3 protein-coding genes and 1 pseudogene are annotated in these 3,739 nt (G+C 68.2%); all 4 read right to left on the bottom strand.

The genetic code is table 11. The features are described 5' to 3' along the window. Positions 1-204: hypothetical protein (locus VHK87_RS10790; protein WP_329634900.1), on the bottom strand; the 204-nt coding region annotated here is incomplete at its 3' end. 83 nt (positions 205-287) lie between these two features. Then, positions 288-743 (bottom strand): YbjN domain-containing protein, encoded by a 456-nt coding sequence (locus VHK87_RS10785; RefSeq protein WP_329634899.1) that lies wholly within the window; start codon positions 741-743, stop codon positions 288-290. A 90-nt stretch (positions 744-833) separates the two neighbouring features. Further along, a complete protein-coding gene (locus VHK87_RS10780) occupies positions 834-1,205 on the bottom strand; it encodes a YbjN domain-containing protein (protein WP_329634898.1) in 372 nt (123 codons plus the stop codon). A gap of 130 nt (positions 1,206-1,335) precedes the next feature. Beyond that, positions 1,336-3,739, bottom strand: a pseudogene (locus tag VHK87_RS10775) (DNA-directed RNA polymerase subunit beta'); the annotation flags it as partial.

Genomic DNA, 3,739 nt, shown 5'->3' with positions numbered 1-3,739 from the left:
CCCGTCGATGGTGGCGATGGCCAGGGTGCGGGCCCCGGCCGGCCCGCCCAGCAGCGCCAGCCGCTTGCCGTCGGGGGAGATGTCCACGCTCTCCACAGCCGGCAGGCGCGCAAAGGCGGCCAGCGGCGGCGGCTCCTTCGCGCTGGCGGCGGACGTCGAAACGGCCAGTACGGCGACGCCCGCCGCGAACCTCAGATACGCCATACGAACTCCCCCACGATAGCGTCACCGTAGTCAGGAGGTGGCTCGCGGGCAAGTTGCACCGGCGCTGCGGCGGGCGCGGGCCGTTAGTCCGTGTCGATGTGCTTCTTGAAGGCCGGGACCACCGCTTCCCAAACATCGATGGCGTTGCCGACCGCCTCGGTGGTGGCCCCGACCTCGAAATCGACGTCGTACTCCACGAACGGGTCCATCTCGTCGTCCAGGTAGGCCCGGCCGAACCGCCGCTCGCGGTTCCACGTGTTGATCCGGCTCAGGGTCAAGCCGTCCTTCACGTCGAAGGCGGTGGCGAACTGGATTGCGGCGCAGCGGCCCGCCTCGCAATCGTAGAACAGCACCCGGAAATTGGAGCCATCCAGGGCGCTAGTGATCATCGGATCGCCCACCCGGTCGCGGCCGATTTCGGCCTTGTAGCCCTGGGCCTGCAGGGCCCGCGCGACCTCCTGGACCGTCACCCCACCTTCCGGAATCGGGGCCGTGGCCGCCGAACAGGCCACCGCCAACGCCGCCGCGCCCGCGGCCATCGCCAATCTCATTTTCTCGCCCCCGCTCCCACGCCGACAATTCGGCGTCAGCCTATGTCTACGGATTCACGTGCTTCTTGAAGTTCGGGATCACCCATGCCCAGACGTCGATGGGGTTGCCGATCGCTTCGGTGGTGCCGCCCCGCTCCAGGTCGACGTCGTATTCCACATACGGATAGCTCTCGCCACGTTCCCGGCGTTGGGAAACGCGGTCGCGAACGAGATGGCCGCGCAGCGGCCCCCCTTGCAGGTGTAGAACAGCACCCGGAACGGCGCGCCGTCGAGGGCGCTGGAGATCATCGGATCGCCCTGCGAATCCGTCTCGACCTTCGCCTGCAGCCCCTTGGCCTGCAGGGCTTGGGCCACCTCCTGCGCGGTCACCCCGCCGGTCGGCAGCGGCCCGGCCCACGCCGCGCCCGCCATGCACCACGCCGCGGCGGCCGCCATCACCTTCATCGTCATCGTTCGGCCCCGTCAGGAATCGGGCGCAGAAACTCGCCTGGCGCGCGAGAGTTCGCCGGCCCCCGCGCGAAAGACAAAACGGCCCGGGATCGCTCCCGGGCCGCTCTGTTCTTCAGTTCCGAGCCGAGGCTCAGACGTTCGCCTTCTCGGCGTCCGCATCGATGGCGATCTCGGTCGGCAGCGGCTCCATCGCCTCTTCGCGGGAGGCGGTGAGGGCCTCGTCGCGCTTGGCGGCGATACGCTGCATGGTCCTCAGGTAGGCGCCCGTGCCGGCCGGGATGAGACGGCCGACGATGACGTTTTCCTTCAGGCCTTCCAGGGTGTCGATCTTGCCCTGCACCGAAGCCTCGGTGAGGACGCGGGTCGTCTCCTGGAACGAGGCCGCCGAGATGAAGCTGCGGGTCTGCAGCGACGCCTTGGTGATCCCCAGCAGCACCGGCTGGATGAGCGCCGGACGGCCGCCGCGGGCTTCGGCCTTGGCGTTCTCTTCCTCGACCTCGAGCTTGTCCAGGTGGTCGCCCTTGAGCAGGCCGGTGTCGCCCGGCTCGAGGATCTCCACCTTCTGCAGCATCTGCCGCACGATGGTCTCGATGTGCTTGTCGTTGATGGGCACGCCCTGGAGCCGGTAGACCTCCTGGATCTCGTTGACCAGGAAGTCGGCCAGCGCCTCGATCCCCTGGATCCGCAGGATGTCGTGCGGGTCCGGGTTGCCGTCGATGAGGTACTCACCCTTGCGGATGATGTCCCCGTCGTGGACGGCGATGTGCTTGCCCTTCGGGATCAGGAACTCGACCGCCTCACCGCCGTCTTCCGGAGTGATCTTGATGCGGCGCTTGTTCTTGTAGTCCCGACCGAACTCGACCCGGCCGTCCATCTCCGCGATCACCGCGCAGTCCTTCGGCCGGCGGGCCTCGAACAGCTCGGCCACCCGCGGCAGACCGCCGGTGATGTCCCGCGTCTTGGCGCTTTCGGTCGGCAGTCGGGCAAGCACGTCGCCCGGCTTCACCTCGTCGCCGTCGCCGACCGAGAGGATGGCCCCCACCGGCAGCAGGGAGCGGGCCTCGCCGCCGTTCGCCAGGCGCTTGTAGGCGCCGTCCGCGTCGAGCACCGCCATGGCCGGACGCAGGTCCGTGCCCTTGGTCGAAGCGCGCCAGTCGATGACCACGCGGTTGGAGATGCCGGTGGCTTCGTCGGCTTCCTCGCGGACCGAGACGTTCTCCATCAGGTCCTCGAACCGCACCCGGCCGCCCACTTCCGTGATGATCGGGGTGGTGTACGGATCCCAGTCGGCCAGACGCTGGCCGCGCTTGACCGTGTCGCCGTCCTTCACCTTCAGGCGCGCCCCGTAAGGCGGCTTGTAGGATTCGCGGTCCTTGCCATCGACCTGGACCGTGACCTGCAGGTTACGGCTCATGACGATCAGCTCGCCGTCGGCGGCCTGGACGGTGTTGCCGCCGCTGATCCGCACGACGCCGTTGTTGGCGCTCTCGAAGAACGACTGCTCGGCCACCTGGGCGGTGCCGCCGATGTGGAAGGTCCGCATCGTCAGCTGGGTGCCCGGCTCGCCGATCGACTGGGCGGCGATGACGCCCACGGCCTCGCCGATATTCACCGGCGTGCCGCGCGCCAGGTCGCGGCCGTAGCAGGCGCCGCAGACGCCGGCCTTGGTCTCGCAGGTCAGCACCGAGCGCACCTTCACCGATTGCACGCCCGCCGCCTCGATGACGTCGACCATGTTCTCGTCGAGGTAGGCGTCGGCCGGCACGATGACCTCGCCGGTGCCGGGGTCCTTGATGTCCTCGGCCGCGAAGCGGCCCAGCACGCGGGTGCCCAGCGAGACCAGCACGTCGCCGCCTTCGACGACGGCGCGCAGGGTGATGCCCCGGGTGGTGCCGCAGTCTTCCTCGGTGATGATGCAGTCCTGCGCCACGTCGACCAGACGGCGGGTAAGGTAACCCGAGTTGGCCGTCTTCAGCGCCGTGTCGGCCAGGCCCTTACGGGCGCCGTGGGTGGAGTTGAAGTACTCCTGGACGGTCAGGCCTTCCTTAAAGTTCGAGATGATCGGCGTCTCGATGATCTCGCCGGAGGGCTTGGCCATCAGGCCGCGCATCCCGCCGAGCTGCTTCATCTGGGCCTGCGAGCCCCGGGCGCCGGAGTTGGCCATCATGAAGATCGAGTTGATCTCCTGCTGGCGGCCGTCGACCACCGGAGCCGAGGAGATCTCGGCCATCATCTCGTCGGCGACCCGGTCCGTGGACTTGGCCCAGGCGTCGACGACCTTGTTGTACTTCTCGCCCTTAGTGATCAGGCCGTCCGCGTACTGCTGCTCGTACTCCTCCACCAGCTTGCGGGTCTCGTCGACGATCTCCTTCTTGCGGGCCGGGATGACGATGTCGTCCTTGCCGAAGGAGATCCCCGCCTTGGCCGCCTCGCGGAAGCCCAGGCCCATGATCTGGTCGGCGAAGATGACCGTCGCCTTCTGACCGCAGTGCCGGTAGACGACGTCGATCAGGTTGCCGATCTCCTTCTTGGTC

Origin of the sequence: Phenylobacterium sp., from assembly GCF_036263695.1 — a bacterium.
In the GTDB taxonomy this organism is placed as follows: domain Bacteria; phylum Pseudomonadota; class Alphaproteobacteria; order Caulobacterales; family Caulobacteraceae; genus Phenylobacterium.
This window is presented reverse-complemented; position numbering and strand designations above follow the sequence as displayed.